Origin of the sequence: Ectothiorhodospira lacustris, from assembly GCF_022227785.1 — a bacterium.
In the GTDB taxonomy this organism is placed as follows: domain Bacteria; phylum Pseudomonadota; class Gammaproteobacteria; order Ectothiorhodospirales; family Ectothiorhodospiraceae; genus Ectothiorhodospira; species Ectothiorhodospira lacustris.
This window is the reverse complement of sequence record NZ_JAJNQM010000155.1, coordinates 1-1813: the sequence shown is the minus strand read 5'-3', so window position 1 is coordinate 1813 and position 1813 is coordinate 1. Positions and strand designations below refer to the sequence as shown.

The following is a 1813-nucleotide window of genomic DNA, read 5'->3' as shown; positions in this document are numbered from 1 at the left end:
GGCCAGGTCGTCGTTGAGTGGCAGTCGTATCTTGGTGCCATCCACGGCGACAAGCCGATAGCCCATCCAGCGGCAACGAGCGTTGCCGGGAGAAATCCCGGGGGCGGTAGCAGTGCTCCCGGATGAGCGTGGGATCACTCACCGATGAGTCGATACGGTTAAGAATTATTCTCATAAAGGCGAGCGGGTTTCTGAAGTGCCGTCAACAAGTTTTTCATGATTTGAATGTCTCCAGCTTTACCGTGAATTGATTTTATTTTAACAAAATCATATGGTTAATTCTTAAATTGACGACATTGCCCTTTGAAGAGGCATGAAACATCATGGCGACTCGATCCATCCCATCATCACGGCCGCGAATGGCGGTTCCCGACCGCAAGCCACTTTATCTGCTGGGACCGGAAGCCCGGGAAGTCCGTGCACGTCCGACCAGTCTCTGGATCAGGGGAGCGAATGCCGCGGTAAATCTACCGCTTTCCAGGCTGGAGCGCATTGTCTCGGGAGGGCGAGTGCGATGGGATTCCGAAGCCATCTGCCGCTGTTTGGAACATGGCATCCCCATCACATGGGTGACGGATGATCATCAAGTGGCGGGTACGGTCTATCCGCCCAGGCATCAGGGCAGTCTTCTCCACGATGCGTTGCAGATGTATCTCCAGCGCTGTGAATGGCAGATCCTGCATGAAAACTGGATTGCCCACCGGCGCATGGAGGTATTGCTGACCTGGCGCGGCAGGATGCGTGTGGCTGGTCGGGAAGTGTCCGCATCGGGATTCGAACAATTGCAGCGCGATTATGTGCGTCATAACCGTTTGCCGTTATTGTTCGTGGACGAGGCCCATGTCTGGTGCCATAACCTGGTCTGCCGCCATCTGCACATGGAGGGACTGGAACCGGTCTACTGGGGCTTTGGTGGCGAGGCCATGAATCTGGCCACGGATCTTGCCGATCTGTTCTGGGCGGAAATGAATCTGTGCTGCGGCACCTTGCCGGCGGAAGTGGAAGAGGGTGCCGAGGCGGTCCTGATGTTCGAGAGCTGGGCGGCGAGACACGAGGTGCGGATCCACCATCATCTGGGGGATCTCAAACGCCATGTGCAGGTGGAGAATCATTCATGAGCCAGACCAAGCCCCGGGCCTGGCTGATCTGCTACGACATCGCCGATCGAGGCCGCCTTGGGCGGCTGCACCGGTTCCTCAAAAAGCATGCCCAACCGGTGCAGTACTCGGTATTCCACTTTGAAGGCAGCAGCGCCCAATTGGGGCGCCTGATGCAGGATATCAAGACCTACATCAAGCCGAAGGAAGACGATGTGCGGGCGTACCCCATACCGGAGAAGGTACAGCTATACACCTTGGGCAGGGGGGTACTGCCGGATAACCTGCATCTGGAGTCTTCCCGCAGCCCCGGGTTGGCCCGCCTGGTGCGGCCTGGGGAATGAATGTGGTTGGTCTATCTGGAATCCGGATTTACCGCAGCTTGTTGGTGAGATGGATTGTGGGCTACGATGAGCCTGTAGTCAGTCAAGGACACTCTGTTTTGGACCATCGCTCGGCGATTTCTGGTTTCTTTGCGAACCCCATTCGTAATTCATTGATTATGAATGCCTATTGGCGTCGAGCACTCGGAAAGTAGACCCTGATGAAGAAGGGATTAAGACGATCTTGCCGGCCTTTACCCATCCGTCCAGTGCTCGGAAAGTAGACCCTGATGAAGAAGGGATTAAGACTGGCACTAAACATAGGATTCCGAATTGTTAAGCTCGGAAAGTAGACCCTGATGAAGAAGGGATTAAGACTGCCTACAGGGGTCT

At 55.4% G+C, this 1813-nt stretch carries 2 protein-coding genes; both read left to right on the top strand.

Annotated elements, in window-relative coordinates; all coding sequences use genetic code 11:
• Window positions 1-323 precede the first annotated feature (323 nt).
• Window positions 324-1118, top strand: a complete 795-nt coding sequence (locus LQ952_RS15770) for a CRISPR-associated endonuclease Cas1 (RefSeq protein ID WP_347402093.1) — start codon at window positions 324-326, stop codon at window positions 1116-1118.
• Window positions 1115-1441 (top strand): CRISPR-associated endonuclease Cas2, encoded by a 327-nt coding sequence (gene cas2 / locus LQ952_RS15765; protein WP_200172521.1) that lies wholly within the window; start codon window positions 1115-1117, stop codon window positions 1439-1441. The genes LQ952_RS15770 and cas2 overlap by 4 nt, the downstream gene beginning before the upstream one ends.
• Window positions 1442-1813: the final 372 nt, after the last annotated feature.